Origin of the sequence: Natronoarchaeum sp. GCM10025703, assembly GCF_042661985.1 — an archaeon.
Taxonomy (GTDB): domain Archaea; phylum Halobacteriota; class Halobacteria; order Halobacteriales; family Natronoarchaeaceae; genus Natranaeroarchaeum.
The window spans coordinates 1098792-1119397 of record NZ_JBHSZF010000001.1; the positions used below are offsets into that span (position 1 = coordinate 1098792).

General features: G+C 59.5%; 20 protein-coding genes and 7 pseudogenes. 9 read left to right on the plus strand and 18 right to left on the minus strand.

The window, feature by feature from the left end; translation table 11 throughout:
- Positions 1-147: 147 nt before the first annotated feature.
- Entirely contained in the window at positions 148-438 is a 291-nt protein-coding gene (locus tag ACFQH2_RS06220) for a UPF0175 family protein (RefSeq protein ID WP_377051922.1), read from the plus strand.
- A gap of 21 nt (positions 439-459) precedes the next feature.
- Here ACFQH2_RS06220 and ACFQH2_RS06225 read toward each other — a convergent pair whose 3' ends face one another.
- From ACFQH2_RS06225 to ACFQH2_RS06245, 5 genes are all read right to left on the minus strand, one after another.
- Complete coding sequence (locus tag ACFQH2_RS06225; RefSeq protein ID WP_377076560.1) at positions 460-681, minus strand: hypothetical protein; 222 nt, start codon at positions 679-681, stop codon at positions 460-462.
- The gene (locus tag ACFQH2_RS06230) at positions 681-917 is read right to left on the minus strand and encodes a hypothetical protein (protein WP_377076561.1); all 237 of its coding nucleotides are present in this window, start codon (positions 915-917) and stop codon (positions 681-683) included. Before ACFQH2_RS06230 ends, ACFQH2_RS06225 begins: the two co-directional genes overlap by 1 nt.
- The gene (locus tag ACFQH2_RS06235) at positions 910-1215 is read right to left on the minus strand and encodes a toxin-antitoxin system TumE family protein (protein WP_377051926.1); all 306 of its coding nucleotides are present in this window, start codon (positions 1213-1215) and stop codon (positions 910-912) included. The genes ACFQH2_RS06230 and ACFQH2_RS06235 overlap by 8 nt, the downstream gene beginning before the upstream one ends.
- 210 nt (positions 1216-1425) lie before the next feature.
- Positions 1426-2151 (minus strand): sugar phosphate nucleotidyltransferase, encoded by a 726-nt coding sequence (locus ACFQH2_RS06240; RefSeq protein ID WP_377051928.1) that lies wholly within the window; start codon positions 2149-2151, stop codon positions 1426-1428.
- Between the two features lie 80 nt (positions 2152-2231).
- Positions 2232-2525 carry a hypothetical protein gene (locus ACFQH2_RS06245; RefSeq protein ID WP_377051930.1) on the minus strand — a complete coding sequence of 98 codons (294 nt, stop codon included), beginning with the start codon at positions 2523-2525 and terminating at the stop codon, positions 2232-2234.
- A 106-nt stretch (positions 2526-2631) separates the two neighbouring features.
- On the opposite strand from ACFQH2_RS06245, the pseudogene ACFQH2_RS06250 reads away from it, so the two are divergent.
- Positions 2632-2843: pseudogene (locus tag ACFQH2_RS06250) on the plus strand (UTP--glucose-1-phosphate uridylyltransferase); the annotation flags it as partial.
- A gap of 556 nt (positions 2844-3399) precedes the next feature.
- Positions 3400-3921, plus strand: a complete 522-nt coding sequence (locus ACFQH2_RS06255) for a DUF7342 family protein (RefSeq protein WP_377076562.1) — start codon at positions 3400-3402, stop codon at positions 3919-3921.
- Between the two features lie 437 nt (positions 3922-4358).
- On the opposite strand, the gene ACFQH2_RS06260 is transcribed toward ACFQH2_RS06255, so the two are convergent.
- Positions 4359-4577 (minus strand): hypothetical protein, encoded by a 219-nt coding sequence (locus ACFQH2_RS06260; RefSeq protein ID WP_377051934.1) that lies wholly within the window; start codon positions 4575-4577, stop codon positions 4359-4361.
- 548 nt (positions 4578-5125) lie between these two features.
- On the opposite strand from ACFQH2_RS06260, the gene ACFQH2_RS06265 reads away from it, so the two are divergent.
- Entirely contained in the window at positions 5126-5872 is a 747-nt protein-coding gene (locus ACFQH2_RS06265) for a nucleotidyltransferase domain-containing protein (protein ID WP_377051936.1), read from the plus strand.
- Positions 5865-6071: a hypothetical protein gene (locus ACFQH2_RS06270; protein WP_377051938.1), complete on the plus strand. Its 207-nt coding sequence runs from the start codon at positions 5865-5867 to the stop codon at positions 6069-6071. Before ACFQH2_RS06265 ends, ACFQH2_RS06270 begins: the two co-directional genes overlap by 8 nt.
- Here the strand turns inward: ACFQH2_RS06270 and ACFQH2_RS06275 are convergent.
- From ACFQH2_RS06275 to tnpA, 5 genes and pseudogenes are all read right to left on the minus strand, one after another.
- A complete protein-coding gene (locus ACFQH2_RS06275; protein WP_377051942.1) occupies positions 6068-6487 on the minus strand; it encodes a transcriptional regulator in 420 nt (139 codons plus the stop codon). The genes ACFQH2_RS06270 and ACFQH2_RS06275 overlap by 4 nt on opposite strands.
- Positions 6488-6521: 34 nt before the next feature.
- Positions 6522-6827 (minus strand): annotated as a pseudogene (locus ACFQH2_RS06280) (hypothetical protein).
- Positions 6749-7396, minus strand: coding sequence for a nucleotidyltransferase family protein (locus tag ACFQH2_RS06285; RefSeq protein WP_377051944.1), 648 nt, complete (start codon positions 7394-7396; stop codon positions 6749-6751). The pseudogene ACFQH2_RS06280 and the gene ACFQH2_RS06285 overlap by 79 nt, the downstream one beginning before the upstream one ends.
- A 503-nt stretch (positions 7397-7899) precedes the next feature.
- A complete protein-coding gene (locus ACFQH2_RS06290; RefSeq protein WP_377051946.1) occupies positions 7900-9141 on the minus strand; it encodes an RNA-guided endonuclease InsQ/TnpB family protein in 1242 nt (413 codons plus the stop codon).
- Positions 9141-9548 carry an IS200/IS605-like element ISHko3 family transposase gene (gene tnpA / locus ACFQH2_RS06295; protein WP_377051948.1) on the minus strand — a complete coding sequence of 136 codons (408 nt, stop codon included), beginning with the start codon at positions 9546-9548 and terminating at the stop codon, positions 9141-9143. Before tnpA ends, ACFQH2_RS06290 begins: the two co-directional genes overlap by 1 nt.
- Before the next feature lie 168 nt (positions 9549-9716).
- Between tnpA and ACFQH2_RS06300 the strand changes: the two are divergent.
- Positions 9717-10793: pseudogene (locus tag ACFQH2_RS06300) on the plus strand (ATP-binding protein); the annotation flags it as partial.
- 75 nt (positions 10794-10868) lie between these two features.
- Here the strand turns inward: ACFQH2_RS06300 and ACFQH2_RS06305 are convergent.
- A pseudogene (locus ACFQH2_RS06305) lies at positions 10869-12142 on the minus strand (orc1/cdc6 family replication initiation protein).
- A 947-nt stretch (positions 12143-13089) separates the two neighbouring features.
- Between ACFQH2_RS06305 and ACFQH2_RS06310 the strand changes: the two are divergent.
- Positions 13090-13257 (plus strand): annotated as a pseudogene (locus tag ACFQH2_RS06310) (UTP--glucose-1-phosphate uridylyltransferase); the annotation flags it as partial.
- 86 nt (positions 13258-13343) lie between these two features.
- Here ACFQH2_RS06310 and ACFQH2_RS06315 read toward each other — a convergent pair.
- From ACFQH2_RS06315 to ACFQH2_RS06335, 5 genes and pseudogenes are all read right to left on the minus strand, one after another.
- Positions 13344-13877 (minus strand): TorD/DmsD family molecular chaperone, encoded by a 534-nt coding sequence (locus ACFQH2_RS06315; protein ID WP_377051950.1) that lies wholly within the window; start codon positions 13875-13877, stop codon positions 13344-13346.
- Positions 13870-15230: pseudogene (nrfD, locus tag ACFQH2_RS06320) on the minus strand (NrfD/PsrC family molybdoenzyme membrane anchor subunit). The gene ACFQH2_RS06315 and the pseudogene nrfD overlap by 8 nt, the downstream one beginning before the upstream one ends.
- Complete coding sequence (gene dsrO / locus ACFQH2_RS06325; protein ID WP_377051954.1) at positions 15230-15964, minus strand: sulfate reduction electron transfer complex DsrMKJOP subunit DsrO; 735 nt, start codon at positions 15962-15964, stop codon at positions 15230-15232. The pseudogene nrfD and the gene dsrO overlap by 1 nt, the downstream one beginning before the upstream one ends.
- Positions 15964-18446: pseudogene (locus tag ACFQH2_RS06330) on the minus strand (molybdopterin-dependent oxidoreductase). Before ACFQH2_RS06330 ends, dsrO begins: the two are co-directional and overlap by 1 nt.
- Positions 18439-18696, minus strand: coding sequence for a 4Fe-4S ferredoxin N-terminal domain-containing protein (locus ACFQH2_RS06335; protein ID WP_377051958.1), 258 nt, complete (start codon positions 18694-18696; stop codon positions 18439-18441). Before ACFQH2_RS06335 ends, ACFQH2_RS06330 begins: the two are co-directional and overlap by 8 nt.
- A gap of 331 nt (positions 18697-19027) precedes the next feature.
- On the opposite strand from ACFQH2_RS06335, the gene ACFQH2_RS06340 reads away from it, so the two are divergent.
- A complete protein-coding gene (locus tag ACFQH2_RS06340; RefSeq protein WP_377051960.1) occupies positions 19028-19315 on the plus strand; it encodes a ribbon-helix-helix domain-containing protein in 288 nt (95 codons plus the stop codon).
- Positions 19308-19565 (plus strand): type II toxin-antitoxin system RelE family toxin, encoded by a 258-nt coding sequence (locus ACFQH2_RS06345; RefSeq protein ID WP_377076973.1) that lies wholly within the window; start codon positions 19308-19310, stop codon positions 19563-19565. Before ACFQH2_RS06340 ends, ACFQH2_RS06345 begins: the two co-directional genes overlap by 8 nt.
- Before the next feature lie 105 nt (positions 19566-19670).
- Here ACFQH2_RS06345 and ACFQH2_RS06350 read toward each other — a convergent pair whose 3' ends face one another.
- Positions 19671-20291: a helix-turn-helix domain-containing protein gene (locus ACFQH2_RS06350; RefSeq protein WP_377051964.1), complete on the minus strand. Its 621-nt coding sequence runs from the start codon at positions 20289-20291 to the stop codon at positions 19671-19673.
- Between the last annotated feature and the right edge of the window lie 315 nt (positions 20292-20606).

A 20606-nucleotide genomic window follows, 5' to 3' on the forward strand; every position in this document is an offset into this window, starting at 1 on the left:
CTCCTCTGCCCGTTCGATATCCCCCGGCGTGTTCACGTTCACTCGCCAGCCGTCGAGTTCTACGGGGGAGAGTCACGAAGAGATCCCGATTGGACAGGTTCCGATCCAACCCAGTGTTTAATCGTATGTCGACCGTACTGTCAGTCGATGAGCGACCTGACCGATGACGTCGAGACGATTGCCTCCGTAGGGGGCTACGAGGACGCGGACGATGTTCTCGAAGACGCTCTCGGGGAACTCTTGCGCCGACGGCCGAACCTTCGACTTTCTCTTGCAATCGAAAAATACCGGCATGGCTCCGTGAGTCTGAACAGGGCCGCCGAACTCGCGGACGTCTCCACTGAAGCGTTCAAAGACGAGTTGGCAAGCCGTGGCATCCACCGAACGGCAGGATTTCTTGACGACGAGGACCGTGATGCCACTCTGAGATCACTCTGATGGCGTCGGTCGGCGCCGTCATCACGCCGGTGCGCGCTCCTCGCCAGGTTGCTCGCCGATAAGTTCGACATCAAGGTGGATCCGCTCATAGGGCAGGTACGGTCGCTTCGCCTGGCCGTCCTCGACGACGAACACCAGGCCGTAGTCGTCGAGCAGGGAGACGTCGTCGTGGACCGCCCGGTAGTCACGGTCGAGGGCCTCCGCGACCGCGGAGATGCTCTCGGCTGCTCCTTCGATCGCCATCAACGCACGCAGGAGTTCGATCCGGCGGTCGGTGAGGATCTTCCGCAGCTCCCCAACCGTGCGGAACGAGACGACCGCAGGCTGCTCCTCCCCTCGCTGACCGCTTCGGCAGCGTCGAGCACGTCCTCACGCAACTCGTCGAACGACTCCACGGTGACGCGGAGCACGCTGGGATGCGGACGGTCGCGGGGATCGCTGTACTTGTCGGGCCAGCCGTCGTCGGTGGGGTCAGTCATTGTTCGTGTCCTCGATGTTGGTGAGGTGACCGACTTCCTGGAGGAAGCGGCTGATATGCGCGGTGATGTTCTGGAACTCGATCTCCGTGTCCTCGCCGAAGCCGACATGTCGGTGGTGCCAGCCGAGATCGTCATCGCCGTGCGCGTTATCGTAGCGCAGTATCTCCCCTTCTTCCGGGTGATAGTACTGGAATCGGTAGAACCACCCGCCCGGGTAGTCGTCGTCGGGGATGGCGAACATCTCCACACGGCCGCCGGGGACCGCGCGGTTCAGTTCGAGTGGGTGGTTGCCGGTCATCCTCTACCTACTATGACCTATGACCTCATAGGCAATAATTCTGGTGGGCACGCCGCCGCAATCACGCCGGGAGCATCCCCCGTCGGCGGCGTTCAGAAGACAAGTTAGCCACCAGCGACACCCACCGAACGGCTGAATTTCTCGACGACGAAGACCGTGACCGGCTGCTTGATGACTTTGACGGATGATATAGAGCGGAACCCAAAGACTTCACTCGTGTGAGTAGTCACAACCAGATATCTTCGCTTCAGCGCGCTCGATATCGCCCGGCGTGTTCACGTTCACTCGCCAGCCGTCGAGTTCCACGGGGACGAACTCGTAGCCCGCCCGACAGAGGACGCCGACCGCGTCGCTGAGCTGGTACTCGCCCTCTGCACCCGGTTGGAGGAGGTCACACGCCTGAAAGATCGCCTCGGGGAGCACGTAACAGCCTGCGTTCGCGAGCGTCGATGGAGGCTCGTCCGCTTTCTCGGTCAGATCGACGACTCGTCCGTCAGCCAGTTCGACGACGCCGGTCGTTCGGGCCTCCCCGATAGAGACGGATTCGACGTATACCGCGCCGTCGGCGTCAGCCTCGAGATACGCGTCGAGAAGCTGTCCGGGTGGCCGACCGAATACGTTGTCGCCGTTGACGACCAGAAACGCCCCCTCCACGTGGTCACGCGCCTGCACCAGTGCGTGTGCCAGTCCCCGGCGTTGTTCCTGCCAGGCGTACGTGAGCGGGACCCCATCGAAGGCGTCACCGTAGTGATCGATGATCTGTTGACCCTCGTACCCGACGATCACGATGATCTCGTCGATCCCCAGCTCCACGAGGTGCTCGAAGCAGTGGGTGAGAATCGGCGTTCCGGCGACCTCTATCAACCCTTTCGGCGTCTCACTGGTGAGTGGGCGCAATCGCGTTCCCCTGCCAGCAGCCGGGACGACGGCGTGCATCGTATACGCTATTCTGTGACGCTCACGGAGAAACCTTCGGACGTCGTCGACTACTGGGTGAGGTGGGTCTGCTGGTGTGTTCACTCTTCGCGGAGTTGATCGAGTTCCTGTTCGACGGCGTTGTCGTCCAGTTCGACGGTAACTGCCGTTCCCTGGGACTCCGCTGTCGTTTCAGCCCCCGCGGAGCGGGCGAGTCGGTGATCGATCCGCCGACCAAGCATGTAGGTGAGCGCCCCCGCGGCCAGTGCGAGGACCCCGTACGTGACGAGTACTGCTTCCGTTCCGAAGTACACTGCCAGAAGCGGCCCCGCAAGCCAGGCGAACACACTCACGCTGACGAGGACACCGGCAGTAGCGCCGACGCTTCGACTCATATGCAACCGTCGACGTATGACATATTCAATGGAGGGCCCGGTAAGGAACACAGCAGATCAGGCCTCCAGTGCGCAATCTCGAACACGCCACAGCCTCTCGGCGTCGATCTCCTCTGCCTGCACGCTCGTCCAGCCGTCGACCCGCGGCAAGTACGAGATCAACGAGGCGCTCGGCCTGCTGATCCAGTCGGGCCACACGATCGATGCGATCGGCCTCGAGGGCTGGCGCATCGACGTTGGCTATCCAGAGGGGCGCGCGAAGCCGAAGAGCGTCTCCAAGAGAAAGAGGAGGTAGCAGCACCCGCAGAAGCCAAATAGCGGGTGGAAGACAGCTTATAGTAGCATCAAACCGTTGTAACGGCTCCCGACGTAACCCGACTATGAGCGATGCAGACGACATTGCCGAACTTGGCCATCACGCCCTCCGTACCGCACGGGTGGAGGGACTCCGCCGTCGGATGAACGACTTTATCGAGTCACACGGGCACGAGCAAGATCTCAAAGAACTCCGCACAGGTGTTGATTCGATGGGCGAGCTTGTCGATGACGGCCGAACTGAGCGGCTGAAATGCTGTTTTTCGACACTTCCGCACTGGTCAAGCGGGACGCAGAAACACAGACTGTTGATCAACTCATCGAAACGCGGGAGAAGACCATCAGTATGTTCCCCCACCGGTGGCTGGGCAGTCACGAGATTTCGGATCGGCGCTGACCTCATCCACATTCTGCTGTCCGTGCGTCGAGGGCTCGCCGTTGACGCCGAGGCCAACGACAGCACGGTAATACGAAATAGTTCTGAAGTATGCCAAATTAGTAGTCAATACCCACTCTAGAGTGACCCATGACCGATCAATCACGTGCATGGCCAGCAGAGATGGATGCCGCAGACCGGGTCAGGCATGTTGCGATGACCCGAACAACGCCACGAAACGCTGGCTGGATCGCTCAAGAGGCCGATGTCTCACGGGATACGGCCGTCAAATATCTCGATCGGATGGCGAATCAGGGCGATCTTTCGATCGTCGAAACAGCTGACGGCACGTGTTACAAGCCGGACGATGTTACACAGTTCCTTCATGAAGTTCGTACCCTCGCTGAAGAACAGTCCGTAGACGAACTCACCAATGAGTTGCGTGTAATCGGAGACGAAATCGACTCGTGGAAATCAGCGTACGCCGTCAACTCACTCGCGGAACTTCGCCAAAGCCTTGCACGTGATGAGCTGTCGCCGACCGATCGACGGGATCGCCTCGAGATCATCGAGGAATGGGAATACAACATTCAGATACGGGAAGCGATTCAGCTCGCCATCAGCCTGCAGAGTTCACTGACGAAGCTCGATGCGGATCCACGTACCGGAGAGAATGGTTTGGGGATGCTTCAACAGGAAAGCTAGCAAGCAGAGATGATCCTGTTTCTTGCTAGTGGCCGAGGATTCACGCGGCGTGAAGGACTGCGACGGATCAAAGAACGGCTCGAAATGGAGCCGGGGTTTTCTGACGTCCAGTATCAACCGTCCAGACTCCGCCCCCGGTCTGTTGTCGCTGATGTTGACACAATGATAGCGGAAGCCCACGACTTGAGTCCTGTCTCTTACCCATAAGTTCACGGGGTCACAAACAGACGTTTCAGACGCTGTCGACCCCAATCTGCAATCGGAAGATCGAGGTGAGGAGTGATCCGGGCGATAATCTCGGCGGTGGGTGGGTACTGAATGTGGTAAACGAGATTAGCAAAATCGTTCCATAGGAGTGTTACATCTGTAGATATCGAGGTTTCGATCGGATTTATTGACCTCGGCAGCGACTCGATTTGTGGGTAAGAGACAGGAGTTTACTCGTGGGAGGACGTCACACCGAGATGTTCTTCGGGGGTAGATTTCCCCGGAAACAGGCCACCTGTGAGGTCACCTGGCGTCCCCGTGCTGGCACGGATGTCCAGCGTGTGCAGTGGGTCGACGATGCGGTCAGTCTTGGCTGGCACAAAGATGACGATCACGAAGAGCTCGGCACTACTCACTTCCAGATCGAAGCTGCTGACGAACGAGTCCACGAGCCAGGACACCTCGAGGCAGAAGCTCCCCTGAGCTTTCTGGAGACCTGTCTGCAACGACTCCCTGCTAAGCTCGAGGCCACGATCAACGACTGAAGTGTGACACCGGTAGCTGGTGCGCTTGATGATCGGTTGCGTCTGTTACCAAGTTCGGGTACGAAAGCGGAACTGGCGGGTGGTCTCAGGTAAGGTATACGTCGAGCAACCAGGTGGCTGATTGTCGTATTGACATCCTCCTCCATATGAATGCGGAGGAGTCCCACGGCACCGCACCGCTGGATTGGGATATAATTCAATCCACATCCCCACCCGTCATTTCCGCTGTTCTGTGCTCGGAGCGGTGGTCGTGGGTGCCCCAAGTCATGAGGGTTAGCTCGGATCGACGAGTAGCGCGCGATATGGGGAGTGTCGGTTGTTCCATACGAGATGATCTCTACAGATAGCGGCGGCACTACTATATAAATTATAAATAGTAGCACGATCTATAACTACACATGCGCAGTAACAGTTCGACAAAGTTCGAACCATCGACACAGCGAGGATCATCGGTGGAACTAGCACTCCCGATCCGAGACACGGAACTTTTCAAACATACGGCCAGCCCGCATATCCTCAACTTTCTGTTCGACAATCCGGAGATCCATCTCCCAGCTCGTCAGCTCGCCAACGTCACACCGATGAGCGAGCGAGCAACTCTAGAAGCGATCAATACGCTCGAAGCGAACGATCTGGTTGAGACGTTTCGGGAGGGAAACGCTCGCCACGTGCGAATTAACAGAGCCAGACTTCACAAGCCGGACGATCCGATTTCGAGCGTTCCACAACTGGAGTTTCGGACTCCCCTACGCATCGCACGCCAGTATATCGAAGACGAGCTCGAAGAAGTTCTCGGAATTATCCTCTTCGGAAGTGTCTCTCGTGGCGAAGCCGATCGAAAATCAGACATCGACCTGTGGGTGCTCGTACGCGGCGATCACATGAAACGACGACATCAAGCGAATAAACTCGCAAACCATCTCGAACAACTGCAAATACCAGCTTCGATTGAGATATCGAGTGCGGATAGCGCTGATCTCGATTCCGACTGGGAGGCAATCAAAAATCAGCTCGAAAATCCGAGCCGATTACCACCGTCGGCCGAGCGCTATTCATTCGAGCTTATCGTAGAGACGCCGCAGTCGGTTCTGAATCAGCCCGATCGTATAGACGCCGAGGACCTATTCGGTGACGCCATTACACTGTGTTCCTCCGAAACACTCCAGCGGGTCAAACAGGAGCTACTGACAAATGAGTGATCCAACCTCCCTTCTGGATCAGATTGCTGCAGCGGAAGACGCCTTCGGGCATACACACGGACAGCCGACATTTGAGCCCGGGTTGAACGCTACCCCGGATGCGAATACCGGTGAGGTCCAGATCCAGAAGGCGTGTCGCCTTCTCGATGTGACGCGAATCATTGACGAAATCGGCGACTACTACAAAACAAGGGACTAGTCTGCGCTGGCAGGAGTGTTGTCTGGACCGACGTCGTCAAGAAGGGGGTAGTCGATGTGCATCTCGATTCTGTCGAATGGGACAACGGGCTGAATCGCTCCACTGGGCCCTCCCTCCTTGAGTTCGAGGATACCCAGTACTTCGAGGTGTTTCAGATCTGCATGGACATCCGAGACATCGCGGTCAACGAGTCGCGCAGCCTCACGCATGCTTGTAGGGTGCTCCTGAGCGATTGCCTGGATGAGATCAAGGCGCAGCGGGGTGAGGCTGTCGACAAGATCGTCATAGGTCCCAAACTGGAGGACTGCACGCTCATCTTGTTCATCTAGGTCGCCAGCCTCGACACGCTGAATGAACTGGAGCGTGTCCTCTCGGAGTTGTGCTCGGTCGCCGACGGTGATGTGAAGCGTGGTCATGGTTGGGTCTGTTAGATGTGGATTCTAGTTGTTGTCAGTAGGGACGGGGTGAGTTGCCACTAGCTGTGTCCCAGTACTCGTCAGCGCTGGCCCAGAACTCGACGATGAGTTCTTCCATGCCAGGAAACTCGACGTCTGCGTCGCCAGCAGCGGTGTGGAGTTCGTGGCCCTTGGTGTCCTCATGGGCATTGTCGTCTCAAAACGGCGAGCCGTTTTGACGAGTCGTCGACAATCTCCGATTTTCGAGATAGCGAATGAGCGTCAGATCCTGCAGCGTTCCCAGATGCAGTGTGTACTTCCAGCCGGACGGGTAGGTATCTGTATCGGTCGTTCGTCGGATGACGACGTTCTCGACAAGTCCGGCTTCGACGTGGGTGTAGCGATGCGTAAGGTCGTGGCCCATCCCTCGTCTGTTGGTTTATCGCCCAACATCATAACTGTGTTGGAGATTCGCCCAACAGTCACTCGGAGGATTCGTTTCTCGATCATAACAATTCCGTTAAAGATAGAGACGGATTCGACGTATACCACGCCGTCGACGTCCTCCTCGTGAAACGCGTCGAAAAGCCGTCGAGGTGACCTACTGAAGACGTTGTCGCCGTTGACGACCAGACACGCCCCCTCCACGTGGTCACGCGCCTGCACCAGTGCGTGTGCCAGTCCCCGGCGGTGTTCCTGCCAGGCGTACGTGAGCGAGATCCCACCGAAGGCATCACCGTAGTGGTCGATAATCTGTTGCCCCTCGTACCCGACGATCACGATGATCTCGTCGATCCCCAGCTCCACGAGGTGCTCGAAGCAATGGGTGAGAATCGGCGTTCCGGCGACCTCGACCAGTCCTTTCGGCGTCTCACTGGTGAGTGGGCGCAATCGCGTTCCCATGCCAGTAGTCGGGACGACGGCGTGCATCGTACGCAATACTCCGTGGCGCTCACGGAGAAACCTTCGGCCGTCGTCGACCATCTCGAAACTCGTGATCCTGAGGGTAACGGCCTGGGTGACCAGACTTCGGTCGCGGTTGTAACCAACAACGAACCCATCTTAACCAACAGAATCACTGGCTCTCTCACCGTGGTCCGAACAAGAGCTACGACCAACCCACACCGCCGCCGATCCAGACGTACCTTCCGAACACTCTCAAAGAGTGTTCCAGGGTCACACTTCGTGCGATCGTCAAGTACGTCGAGGCCCTGACTGAATAGCGCGAACGCGAGCAGCGCCTCGACAGACCGAATCGGGGCAGTGGCGAACGCCGCTCGCTACCGTTCACGCCTGCAAGTCAACCGCCTCGGGGTCAAGCCCCGTGGCATCCGCCTCGTACCGCCTGTGAATCGGGCAGTTCGGCAACTACATTTTCAGAATTGAGCGAAAGAATTTTCCGAAGCTATGGTTCTCAAGTGAACTACCCTACCCTACTCGCTCACGGCTGACGCCGTTCGCTGCTTGAGGATAGGGCTTCCTGATTCCACGACGCGCTTTGCAGACACAGAGGTGTCCACAGGGAGCGCAGTCTCCACAGGCGTTCGTTCGGAGTGTCCCACTCCTACATCTTGTAGACCGCGAGAAAGGATGTTCCACGCCGCGTTCGCGTCCCTGTCCGCCTCAAACCCGCAGGCAGGACAGGAATGTTCACGGACCCACAGCGGCTTCTCCGTCGAGACGCCGCACGCCGCGCACTCTTTCGTCGTTCCTCTCGGGTTGACCGCCACGAAGTGCGTTCCTTCTCTTTCGCACTTGTATTCGAGCAACGAGAGGAACGTTCGCCACGCCGACGACGCCGTGTTGCGACTGTTCGACGGCGATTCGAGCATCCCCCTCACGTTCAAGTCTTCGACCGCCACGAGGTCGTACTCCCGAGCGTAGTACGCCGAGAGCTTGTGCAAGAAGTCGCGGCGCTTCCGTCGGAGGTCGGCGTGACACTCCGCGACCCGCCGCCGTTGCTTCTCCCAGTTGTTCGACCCGTGTTCCTTCCGCGAGAGCGACCGCTGTTCGCATTCCAGTCGCTCCCGTTCGGCAGAGAGGTCGAGCGACCCGACCGCCGCGCCATCGGTGTCGTGAGCGTACTTGCAAATCCCCACGTCGATACCGACGCACTTCTCGGGGTTCTCAGGCGGTTCGGGTGGTTCGCGGTCCATTTCGACGCCGAAGGTGGCGAACCACTCGCCCGTCGGTTCCTTCTTGACCGTGACCTGTTTGAGCTTCGCGTCGTCGGGGATGGCACGGTGGAGCCGGATGGGAATGTCACCGAGTTTCGAGAGCGACAGGACAGTCTGACCGCCCTTCTTGTCGAGCTTGAAGCCAGACTGGCTGTACGTGAAACTGCGGAACTCCCGCGGCGGCTTCCACTTGAGTTGGCCGACGCCGTAGCCCTTGTCCTTGAGTTTGGAGAGGCCTTTGAGGTTGTCGAACAGCCGTTCTACGACGGTTTGGAGCACCTTCGAGTACACGTCGGAGAGGTCGCCCCACCACTCCTTGAGGTCGGGGAGTTCCGACCGCAGGGTGGTCATGGACGGCAGTTCGCCGTGTTCGTCTTGGTACTCGTTGAGGCGGTAGAGTGTGTGGTTGTACAGTTGCCTACAAATGTCTCGGTGGCGGTCCAACTCCTCTCGGTGGGCGTCGGACGGTTTGAGGCGGTACTTGTAGGCGTAGTACATCAACTCTCCCGCTGGTCTTCGACGTACTGTTTCAGCACATCCAGCGACACCTGCCCCGTCGAGATGAGGCAGTAGGAGTCGTTCCAGAACGAGTCGCCCCACAGTTCGGTCTTCAGTTCGTCCGCGTACTCGTTACGGATACGTCGGGCGGTCGCGCCCTTGACCGTGTTGATGAACTTCACGAGGTCCGTGGTTGGTTTCGCACGGAACAGGATGTGAACGTGGTCGTCCTCTCCGTCAAGGTTCGTCAGCTCGACGCCGTAGTTGTCCGTGAACCCGCTGATGACCCCACGTATGAATTGGGTTCGCTCCTCGGTTAGCACTCCGCGCCGATACTTTGTGGTGAGTATCAGGTGGTAGTGCAGGGAGTACGTCGAATGCGCTCCCGAATCGAGGTCGTATTCCATTGGGTTCGTACTGTTATACAATATCCTAATGCAAAAACGTTGCGACTACGTGGGTCTGTGGGTCTGCAACCGTATCGCCGTATGAACAGGTGATGACGGCGCTGTATCCCCACCCTACTCCGCTCCCTTCGGTCGCTCCGGTGAGGGTGGGGGCTTAGCGCCTATATCCAGCTAATTGAACAGGACGAGAGCCTCCCGTCCGTGTTACAGGCCTTGTTCGACCACGAGTTCGATGAGTCGCAGACGACGTTCGTTCTCGTCGGGTCGTCGATTAGTATGATGGAGGAAGCGACGCTGCTTGGCGATAGCCCGCTGTACGGGCGGACATCCCTAACGCTCGACATCCGCGAACTCCCGTTCGACGCCGCGACGGAATTTCTCCCGGACGATGCGACAGCAGACGATGTCGTACGCGCCTGGAGTGTGTTTGGAGGAGTTCCCTACTATCTCGAGGAACTCGACGCCGACCGGTCGCTCGGCGAAAACATCCAGGAAACGGTGTTGACTCGTCACGGCTCGCTCCACAACGAACCGGAGCACGTCCTCCGCATGGAACTGACAGAGCCGACTCGCTACTTTTCGATCCTCGAAGCGATCGCTGGCGGAGCAACCGGCCGAAACGAAATTGCTGGCGTGACGGGCATCGACTACAACCAGTTATCGACGTACTTGGATCGCCTCTCGCGGCTTCGGCTCATCGAACGGCACGTACCGGTGACTGAGAGCGCCGAACGATCCAAGCGAAGCCAGTATCGGCTGCGTGATCCGCTCTTCCGATTCTGGTTCCGGTTCCTGTATGGAAGTGCTGATCGCTATGACCAGTTCGGCGACGGGGCCTATGAACGGCTCGTCGAACCAGAGCTGGCCGACTTCGTCGCGCCCGCCTTCGAGCAACTGTGTTGTGAGGCCCTGTGGACGCTGTACGACGAGACGCCGATCGTCGATGTCGGACAGTGGTGGTACCAAGACCACGAGATCGATGTCGTTGGACTCACCGACGAAGAAACGCTCGTCGTCGGCGAGTGCAAGTATCAGGACTCGCCACTCGATTACAGCGCACTGGCATCACTAGAGACGCACATCGAGGAACTCCGATGGCAGCCGTCAGGCGGCGGCACCCGAACCCTCGAATACGCGCTGTTCTCCCGGAGCGGGTTTACCGACAGCGTCACCGAAGCCGCCACCGAGCGTACTGACGTACGCCTCTACACGATCGATGACGTCGTCGCCGCGCTCGGAGCGTGAGTACAACGGTCCGACTTCGGCCGAGTACCAGGTCTCAGCGAACACATCGAACAGATCGATAGAGGTGTGTGTCGCCTATGTCTGCGAGCGTAACTGCGAACGAACGACGCTCTGGACGGACTTTTGGTCGACCATCTCGAGGCGGGAATCCTCGCGCAACGTGTCCAGACTCGTTTCGGGACGCTCGCCGAACTGGAACTCCAGAAACATCCCGGAACTTGGGCCGTGGCTGCGCCGTTCGACGTCGACGAGTGAGTACGTCGTCAGCTCCTTCATTTTGTTCACGTAGGTCTCTTGGTGGTACTGGTTCGCGTCGATTTGCTCGGTGAGGTATTCATACACCTGATACGCGGTCGTGCTCCGGGCGGTCCCGTCGCTGCTCTGTGCGGCGACCGCGGCCGTCGCGTACAGACAGAGCTTTTTTGCGTGCTGATCCCGCGGACGACTTCGAGCACGCGGTTCTTCTCGACTTTCTCCTGTGCGGTACGGACGTGCTCCTCGCCAACGTAGCCGTCACCCTCGCGTTCGGCCAACTCGCCCGCAACCCGTACCAGATCGATCGCCTTCCGGGCGTCGCCATGCGTCTGTGCCGCAAACGCCGCGGCGAGCGGGATTACGTCATCCTCGATGACGCCATCATAGAACGCGTCCTGCCGACGCCGGAGAATCGCCTTGAGTTGGTTCGCATCGTAGTCGTCGAAGTGGACATCTTCGGGCGTGAAGGAGCTTAACGCCCGGGAGCCGACGGACTCCATCATACGCGTGTCGTTCGAGATCGCGACAATCGAGATCGCACAGTCAAGATCGTTGTCTGTCCCCGCTCGCGAGAGCTGGTAGAGCAACCGGGAGAACGCGGGTTCTTGCTTGTCGCGTCGCCCCACGAGCATATCTAACTCGTCGAGGACGAACACAGCGAGGTCCAATTGCTCGTCAAGGATCCGGAAGAGGTCGTCCCACTTCTCTTTCGTCGAGACGCCGTGCTTGGGTACTTGCACCTCGGCACCGGTCTCGGCGGCGGCCGTCTCGGCGAGCTCGTAGACGGCGATTCCCAGTGTATCCAGATCCTGGCACGTCACCTCGATCGTCCCGAACCGGATCTCTCGAGACTCACAGATCCGGCTGATGTTCTTACAGACCGCTTTCGTGATGAGCGACTTCCCGGTCCCACTCGGGCCGTAGAGAAAGAGGTTCGGCGGGCGGTTGTCCCCGAGTGCAACGCGAAGCATCTTCGTGACCTCCCGAAGTTGTTCGTCACGACCGACGATCCGGTCCTCCTCGACGACGAACGTCGGGTCCAACAGCGACCGGTCGCGGATCACGCCCTCCTGCTCGTCGAACTCCAGTATCATCTCCTCGATCGACTGCTCGCCTGACTCCGCTGGTCGGTCGTCTGGCGGCGGGTCTTCGGGCTGAGCGTTAACGTCCTCGGATGTCATACGTCGTGCCATACAGGCGAGGTATAAAAACCCAGCTATACCTCTATCGATATGTGATTACGCAGTACGGCCGCTATTTCGCGGATAATCGTGCATTTATCCCAAGTATCTCAACATATTATCCTCACGTCCGACGATGTGTTCTCACTGTTGATGTCGACCAGACACAGACACCCCTCTATCGATGTGTTCGATTTGTTTGAGGGGAGGGGCCTAGCGGGTCACACCACCCGTGAAAGCCACGGAAACGTCGATATTACGCGTTTCCGCTGTTTAAGAACAAAATTTCGACCAGTCGTGGTCGTCTAGTCGTCTAGCGTTCTGGGCTAGAGGCACAGACACACCTCTATCGAAGTGTTCGATGTGTTCCACAGACCGGGGGTAGGTTCCTCTCATCTAAAAATGCGGCTGTCCCGAGTAGATGTAGGTTTCGACCGTCTTGAGCACGAGTACAGCACCGTTCGAGTTCCTTTTGCATATTCACTGACTGTAGATCATCTATTTTACGCGCTATCGCGGCGGTTCTCTACAGATCGAACACATCGATAGAGGGGTGTGTCTACCGTACGAACGACTCGCAGAAACACATCGATAGAGGGGTGTGTCTACCGTACGAACGACTCGCAGAAACACATCGATAGAGGGGTGTGTTCATGTCGGTTGATTGTACCTCGACGACAGGCCCTGAACAGACAGAGATAACGAAGGACTGCACGTCAGGACGTGTAGCACTCAAACGCCAGTTCGACTACTCGTGTGACAAACGCCGGCATGAGGAGGACGGACCCTACAACCGGTTGCCAGGCCAATAGTAGAAACACGCCTCCGCGGGCGAGCGGTACGGGAAGAGTTGCTGTAACGAGATCAGCGAGGCGATCGACCCGCTGATCCAATCCGGCCTGACGATCGACGCCATCGGCCTAGACAACTGGCGCATCGACATCAGCTATCCCGAGGACTACGACGAAGCCAAAGAGCGACTCCAGGAGAAAGAGGAGGACGCGGCGAGTGCCGAAGCGGCCGAGTAGGGAACTCGGTCGGGACTCCGTCGGACTATGGTGACTCTACAGAAATCTAAACCACCTGGCTGGCCCGGCGGCGGGCCAACCCTACCTCACTCCAGACTTGCTGCAGTCACCTCCGCGAGCGCCTCGTAGAACGGCTCCTCGGTCTCTCCCTTGACGTCGGCGAGGAACTCGTCGAGCCACTGCTCGGGATGTTCGTCGAGGAACGACTCACAGGCGGTCGTTTCACCGCGAGCGAGCAGATACGCGGCGAACTCAAGTTCGGTCGCGACGTGATCGGGGAGGTCGGGCCAGTCGGGATCGAGCCCGAGGTCGTACTCCTGGTACCACTGGACGACGTCGTGAGCCGCCGGGCCGAGGACGTCCGCCGACTCGTTCCGATACACGCTCTCGTAGGGTGGACACCGTGGCTCACCCGGACCGACGAACAGGCGTGCGTGTTCCGCGCGCAGCGCGGTCACCGAGACGTCCTCGATGGAGACGCCGACCGATCGGAACAGCCCGCTGTCCGCGACGGCGTCGACCAGATCGGCCGTCGGCTGTCGCCAACACCGCGCGAGCATGGCGTACCCGCTGGCGAGATCCGCAGTGTCGCCGCCGTGAGCAGCGCCTGCGTCACTCATCGTCGTTCACTCCGTGGTTGCCGGTCCCGACTGCCCCGCCGTCAGTCACGGCTGCATCGGTCGTCGGCTCCTCCGACGTGACGGGCTCGGGCGACCCACCGCCCGGCTGGATCGGCAGGAAGCGAAGCCCGAGCGTGACGATTAGCGCGCCGATCGCGACGATGCCGAGGACGACCAGCAGTTCGATCAGCGTCGGGGTGTAGGTCCCGCTTGTCGCCCAGACGTCCGCCGTCACGCCGGTGTAGTCGGTGCCGGTCGTCACGCCGGGCGCGGCACCGATGTTCAGCTCGGTGTAGCCGGTGAAGATCAGGTTGACACCCTCGAAGAGGATCCCGACGATGGCGAAGACGCTCGCGGTCGCGACCGCCCAGAGCTTGCGACGGAGCGACGGGATCGCGAGCAACGCAATGGGGAGCGCCCCGCCGACGACGGTCCAGAGCCAGAAATGGATGGTGTCGCCGACGAGGAACGAGCCCGTGATCGACCAGAACTCGAAGTTCTCCGCCCACGCGTGGGGCAGGCGCTCGGCCGCCACGAGGTAGACGACGTGGACCGCGACGAACACGCCCAGTACCTTCGCGAGCTCGGAGACCAGGTCTTCCTCCAGTCGGAACTTCGTCGTCCGGTCGAGTACGATTGCGGTCACCAACAGCAGGCCGAGCCCGGAGACCAGCGCCTTCATGATGAACATCGGCGCGACGAGCGGGCTGAACCAGTCGCCGCGACCGATCTGTGTGGCGAAGATCCAGCCGGTCACGGAGTGCAGCGCGATCGCCAGCGGGATCGCGACCGCGGCCGCCCAGAACGCGAGCTTGCGGTCGCGTTCGCGGCCCTCCTCGGTGTCCTCGACGCCGAAGGCGAGTCTGGAGCCCATCCGGGCGAGATCACGGCGCGTCAGCAACCAGAGGTAGCCGGCGCTGAACAGCCCGTACACGAGGACGATCCCGAAGTCCCAGACCATCGGCGACCGGAAGTCCGGCGATGTGAGGAAGCCGACGACTCGGCTCGGGCGACCCAGATCGGGCAGGATCAGCAAGCCGGCGACGACGATACACCCGAGGCTCAGGAGTACGCCCATCGCCGCGAGGCTGTCGTAGCGTTTCGAGTGGAAGAACTTCGGCGCGCTGGAGATGATCAGCCCCCCGCCGAGAGGCCGATAAACAGCACGAACAGCATGATGTACAGCCCCCAGGAGAACACGTTGTCCATCCCGGTGACCGCAAGGCCCTGCGTGAGCTGGTAAGCCCACGCGCCCATGCCGACGAGGATCGTCAGCACGAGGACGCCGAGCCACGCCTTGCCGCGCGTCCCGAACTGCGGGATGACGACGCCGCTTTCGGTATCGGTCGCCATCAGCTCTCACCTCCGTTGCTCGCGACACCATCAGGATGGCCGACCTCCTTCTTTTCCGTTCCTTCGAGCTGGTTCCCGTCCTGCGGGCGACCGGGACTCATCTCGCCGCGGATGTAGTAGGTGTTCGGATCGGTTTCGAGGTCGTCGAGCAGTTGATCGGTCTCGTACTTGTTTATATATCGGGAGACCGTGCTCTCTTCGTCATCGAGATCGCCGAAGATCCGCGCATCTGCGGGACAGGCGACCGTACAGGCCGGATCGAGATCCTCCTCGACGCGATGGCTACAGAACGTACACTTCTCGACGACGCCCTGCTCGCGCTCTTCGACGTTCCCGGTGCCCTCGGTCGGCAGCGTCTTGGGCTCGTCGTAGTTGAACACCCGTGCGTTGTACGGACAGGCGCTCATGCAGTACCGACAGCCCATGCACTTGTCGTAGTCGATCTCGACGATACCGTCATCGCGTTTGTACGTCGCGTTGACGGGACACACCTTCACACAGGGAGCGTTCTCGCAGTGTTGACAGGATGTCGGGAGGTGGTTCATCGAGAGGGTACCGTCCCGACCGTTCTCCGGGTACTCACCCTCCGGGGTGTCCATCGTATCGCCGCCTTCGGTGAGGATCCGGTTCCACCGGCTGTCCAGCGGAACGTTGTTTTCCTGGCTGCAACTCACCGAGCAGGCATGACAGCCGATACACCGTTCCAGGTCGATCACCATGCCGTAGTTCGTCATCAGTTATCACCTCGGTTCGGGTAGCCGTCGAGCCAGTCGTCCGTTCCGGGGTCCGTGTACATACTCGTGTCAATGTCTGCCGGAGCGGGTTCGACCTCGGCCCGAACGTCGTAGAAGGCGAACGTCGGCGCGAGGTCGTTGACGTCCATATGGGTCAGGTCCTGCAGGTTGCCGTGGATGTAGTCTTCGGTCCACCAGCCCTGGTCGATGTTGATCAGCCCCGGCTGGAACCCTTCGTTGTACTGCGCCCGAACGACGACCTCTCCGCGGTCGTTGTACACCCGGACGTAGTCGCCGTCGTCGATCCCACGCGCTGTCGCGTCCGAGGGATGGATGTCGAGTGTCGGTTCGGGGTTGATCTGTCGGACCATCGCGTTGTCCGCCCACTGTGAGTGGATCCGCCACTTCGAGTGTTTCTGCATGAACATGAGCGGATAGTCCTCAGCCAACTCGTGATCGTCGGCCGTCCGATCCTCGATCGGACGCGGGAGGTCGAGGACCGTCCCCTCGTCTTCGACCGGCTGGTCCTCGTCGTAGAGTTCGATGCGACCGGTGTCCGTGGGGAACGGATCGGTGTACTTGATGACGTCCACGTCGACGCGGACGTTCCCCTTCTCGCGTAACTCGTCGAAGTCGATCCGGTCATCGTTGGCTGCGATCTTGCGCAGTTCCTCACGCTTGTCGTCGAGGAACAGGTCGTCGTAGCCGAGTTTCTCGGCGAGGTCGGCGATGATGAAGTAGTCGTCCCGGGCCACCCACAGTGGCTCGTGTGCCTTCGTCCGGTGTGAGATGTGGGGGTGCGATCCCCAGGCGTCGGTGATGTCTTCACGCTCGAACCAGTGGGCGGCAGGCAGGATGATGTCTGCGTGCTGGACCGTCGGCGTGTTGTGGATGTCAGCCATCGCGAACATGTCGACGTTCTTGAGCAGTTCCTGCCACCGCTGTCGGTCCGGGAACTGGTTGACGAGCATGTTCGACTCCATCCCGTAGATCGCCTTGATCGGCCACGGATCGCCGTTTTCCAGCGCGGCGGGCTCTTCATGCATCCGGAGCGACTGGGCACCTTCTGCCCCTCCGGTGAGCCGTACCCACCGCTGTTCAGCGAGGCACCCAGTGGGTGCTGAGCGTGGATCGTCCCGGACCGACCGTAGTCGCCCGTCAGGGCGAGCAGGATGGCGTAGCTCTGGCCGAAGACGTGGCCGTACTTGTATCGGCCGAGCGCGTAACTCGATGCGATCCCACCGGGGCCGCGCGTGGCCAGCCACCGTGCGGACGTCCGGATGTCTTCGGCATCGAGGTCTGCAACGTCGGCGACGGCTTCCGGCGAGTAGTCCTGAACGTGCTCTTCCAGCAGTGTTAGTCCTGTCGTCGTCGAAATACCTCCGATATCGTAGCGACCGAACAGTTCGACCTCTGCATGCGTATCTGGCTCCAGTGGGATCGGTTCGCCGGTCTCGGCATGGATGCCGACAACGCGGTCGTCGTCGTCCCCGGTGATATCGCTCATCCGGAGCATCTCCTCGGTGTCCTCGCGGACGAGGGCACCCGCGGTCGAGCGCTCGCGCAGGAACTCCTGATCGTAGATCCCTTCGGCCAGCACCTCGTGGATCATCGCCAGCGCGAGGTGGGTGTCCTTGCCGGGTTTGATCGGCAGCCACAAGTCGGCTTTCGCAGCGGTCGTCGTGTAGACGGGATCGACGACGACCAACTTGGCCCCGTTTTCCATCGCGTCGAGGACCTTCGAGGCGTCGTTCTGGAACTGGCTTTTGAACAGATCCGAGCCCCAGACGATGATCGTGTTCGCGTTTACCCAGTCTTCGCTCTCGTTCGTCGGCGGGAGGAAGTAGCCGTGTCCAGTTACACGACGAAAGCCCATCCCGACGTTCGAGTCGATCGACCACCCCTGCTGCGTGCCGCCAAACATCGACGCGAGGCGACCGAAGAACGTCGTCCCCATCCCGTTGTCTCCGGAGCCAGTGTGGAAGAAGACGCTCTCCGGGCCGTACTCCTCGCGGACCCTGCTCATTTTATCGGCGACGTAATCGAGCGCCTCGTCCCACGAGACTTGCTCGAACGTGGCGTCTTCGCCTCGGCCCTCTGGGTTCGGTTCACCTGGCGACCAGTCGCTTCTGACCATCGGGTACTTCAGCCGTTTCGGGCTGTAAACTCGCTGGACGTGAGACTGGCCAAGGACACAGCCACGCCGATACTGCTCGTCATCGGTCATCTGTGGCTCGACGAACTTGACCTGACCGTCTCTAACGTGAACGTTCAGTGGACATTTCCCACGGCAGTTCGGCGCACACGCCGTGTTGAGGACTTCGGTCTGATCGAATAGGTCTTCGACGACTGCGGATTCAGCCGTGTCCTCTCCGAGCGACTGCAGGACGTTCCCGCCACCGAGGCCGAGTGCCCCGGCCGCCGCTCCCGCGGAGAGTAACACTGACCGACGGTGGACGCCGGAGGACTCTTGCTCACTCATTGGTTACCTCCGGATCCGTCGGACGCTCGTCGACGCCGAACTCCTCGAGGATCTCTTCGTGATACTTCTCGTGGAACTCCGCTTCGCTCATCTCCCCGATACTCACGCGAACGGCGTCCCGACTCATCCGCTTCCCGAGATCAGCGTCGGCCGAGCTGTCGGCCAGTATCTCCTCCGACGCCTGCTCCCAGTCATCGGCGTCGACGCCGTGCGCTTCCTCTTCCGTCAGCCGATCAGTTTCGTTACCCATCCTTGTGCCTCTACTACGACGTAGTTCGTACGCCGCCCTGCCGTTCGCGGCTAATAGTTGCCCGTTTCTTCTAGGTCGCATATGTAGTTATAATCGGACCTGTTGTTACCAGATATCGTTACATAGTGAGATATAGCAGACATACATCTAGGAATAACGTGAAATAGTGGGCCCTCCTGTGCTATCGTGCTCGTTTGTAGGCTGTAACGTTCGTAGCCCGGCACAGACTGAAACGGTTCTAGTAAGTGAGATTTGCTGCCACAGATGCCCTCAACACAGGAAAAGGACTGGTTGCCGTAATGCTTATTCATACACAAATTCAACACAGCATATGCCAGAAGCGGAATCTCCACCTGAGAAAACGACGGTGAACGTCCGGATGACAGAGACCTTTTTGGAGGACGTTGACGTGACGTGGAAAGAATACGGCTTCAACAGCCGCAGTGAGTTCATCCGAGCCGTCCTCCGCGATGCACTCAAACATCCCGAATTTAACCGCGCAGATCTGAAGGCGATGCTCACCAGCGAAGCTGAGATTCGTGACGGTCGCACTCACAGTAGCGACGATGTGAAAGCCGAATACGGCCTCGACGGGACCGTACGTGACAGCGATGAGTGAGTGGGACTGGGAACTCACCGACACGGCACGGCGGGATTTCGACGGACTCGACAATCATGCACGTGATCGCATCGCTAGCAAACTCGACGAGATCACTACTGACGAATGGCGAGATCCACCCGAACATCTCGAACCACTGCAGGGAGCACCCCACGAAAAGCTCCGTATTGGTCCATTCCGACTTGGCTGTCGTGCGGACCGCACCACACAAATTCTCTACGTCTTACGGATTCTGAAAGCGGGGTGGTGATGCATACCGCAGTGACGGCGATTGATTAGGTTGTGCCTTTCAGCGACTGGCTGTTTCGGGCGCAACTATATCTGAAGAATCGGGTTTCCACAGGACCACTGCCGCCTACTCTTCGACGAGGTCGACGAGCAGTTTCGATTCGGCGATACGCAGCCGTTTCGACAGGGTCGGCTTTGTTATCTCCAGTTCCTCGGCAAGCGCATCGAAATCGATCCGGCGCGGGTTGTCGTAATAGCCGGCGTCGATCGCACGACTAAGTGCCGCTTCCTGGGCATCACTGAGCAGGGAGACGTCCACGGACCGCAGATCAGCGAACCGTTCTTCGTCGAGGTCGACGAGTCGCTGTAAGGAAACGTACTCGCTTACCTCCTGTAGGTCACGAATCAGGTCCTGTACGGTCTCACGGTCGGTCAGATACGTCGTCACAGTGACGCGGCCGTTGCTCGCCGACTCGAACTCGGGGAGACAGCCGTATCGACAGAAGACGGTGCACGGACAGCACCCACTAACCGCTTGTTCGTGTTGTTGCACGGCACCATCATCGCCGTCGGCCTCGGAAACCACGTAACACCGGTTTTCGAGGATCATGTGCGTGGAGATGTTCCGATCGGAGGCTCTGGCGATCGGGCAGTCCGCGTCGGGGACCTCGAACCGAATATCAGCCCGGATCGTCCGCTCGGCACGACTGTGCTCGTCGCTGGAACGGATCGCTCCTGTCTTGGCCATGTCTGAATGTTTGGTCGATCCGGCAAATAACTCAGCGTACGAATCTCAGCTCGTGATAATGATCTGAATTTAACTTTTGGCCTCCGAATCGATTTGAGTTCCATATACGGGCGGACGTCGAACGAGGTGTGGTACACCACTGCTGTGTGCTCTGGTGGAGACTTCGGGGAGCCATACGCGGGGAGCGGCTCCGAAAAACGTCGTATTGGAGGCGAAAAACGTGGCTATAGTCGTGGAGTGCGAACGACGTCGTGAGACCGCCGAAACGTGAAAACCATGAGACGGCAGGGGAGTTGCGTGTACATAGGCACTAGA

Excerpts from the sequence above, each read along its gene's own strand:
- ACFQH2_RS06350 (WP_377051964.1), bottom strand. The coding sequence starts at position 20,291 with ATGGCCAAGACAGGAGCGATCCGTTCCAGCGACGAGCACAGTCGTGCC.
- ACFQH2_RS06345 (WP_377076973.1), top strand. The coding sequence starts at position 19,308 with ATGAGTGAGTGGGACTGGGAACTCACCGACACGGCACGGCGGGATTTC.
- ACFQH2_RS06240 (WP_377051928.1), bottom strand. The coding sequence starts at position 2,151 with ATGCACGCCGTCGTCCCGGCTGCTGGCAGGGGAACGCGATTGCGCCCA.
- ACFQH2_RS06315 (WP_377051950.1), bottom strand. The coding sequence starts at position 13,877 with ATGAGTGACGCAGGCGCTGCTCACGGCGGCGACACTGCGGATCTCGCC.
- ACFQH2_RS06235 (WP_377051926.1), bottom strand. The coding sequence starts at position 1,215 with ATGACCGGCAACCACCCACTCGAACTGAACCGCGCGGTCCCCGGCGGC.
- dsrO (WP_377051954.1), bottom strand. The coding sequence starts at position 15,964 with ATGACGAACTACGGCATGGTGATCGACCTGGAACGGTGTATCGGCTGT.
- ACFQH2_RS06275 (WP_377051942.1), bottom strand. The coding sequence starts at position 6,487 with ATGACCACGCTTCACATCACCGTCGGCGACCGAGCACAACTCCGAGAG.
- ACFQH2_RS06255 (WP_377076562.1), top strand. The coding sequence starts at position 3,400 with ATGGATGCCGCAGACCGGGTCAGGCATGTTGCGATGACCCGAACAACG.
- ACFQH2_RS06290 (WP_377051946.1), bottom strand. The coding sequence starts at position 9,141 with ATGTACTACGCCTACAAGTACCGCCTCAAACCGTCCGACGCCCACCGA.
- ACFQH2_RS06245 (WP_377051930.1), bottom strand. The coding sequence starts at position 2,525 with ATGAGTCGAAGCGTCGGCGCTACTGCCGGTGTCCTCGTCAGCGTGAGT.
- ACFQH2_RS06270 (WP_377051938.1), top strand. The coding sequence starts at position 5,865 with ATGAGTGATCCAACCTCCCTTCTGGATCAGATTGCTGCAGCGGAAGAC.
- ACFQH2_RS06340 (WP_377051960.1), top strand. The coding sequence starts at position 19,028 with ATGCCAGAAGCGGAATCTCCACCTGAGAAAACGACGGTGAACGTCCGG.
- ACFQH2_RS06220 (WP_377051922.1), top strand. The coding sequence starts at position 148 with ATGAGCGACCTGACCGATGACGTCGAGACGATTGCCTCCGTAGGGGGC.
- ACFQH2_RS06225 (WP_377076560.1), bottom strand. The coding sequence starts at position 681 with ATGGCGATCGAAGGAGCAGCCGAGAGCATCTCCGCGGTCGCGGAGGCC.
- ACFQH2_RS06335 (WP_377051958.1), bottom strand. The coding sequence starts at position 18,696 with ATGGGTAACGAAACTGATCGGCTGACGGAAGAGGAAGCGCACGGCGTC.
- ACFQH2_RS06230 (WP_377076561.1), bottom strand. The coding sequence starts at position 917 with ATGACTGACCCCACCGACGACGGCTGGCCCGACAAGTACAGCGATCCC.
- tnpA (WP_377051948.1), bottom strand. The coding sequence starts at position 9,548 with ATGGAATACGACCTCGATTCGGGAGCGCATTCGACGTACTCCCTGCAC.
- ACFQH2_RS06285 (WP_377051944.1), bottom strand. The coding sequence starts at position 7,396 with ATGCACGCCGTCGTCCCGACTACTGGCATGGGAACGCGATTGCGCCCA.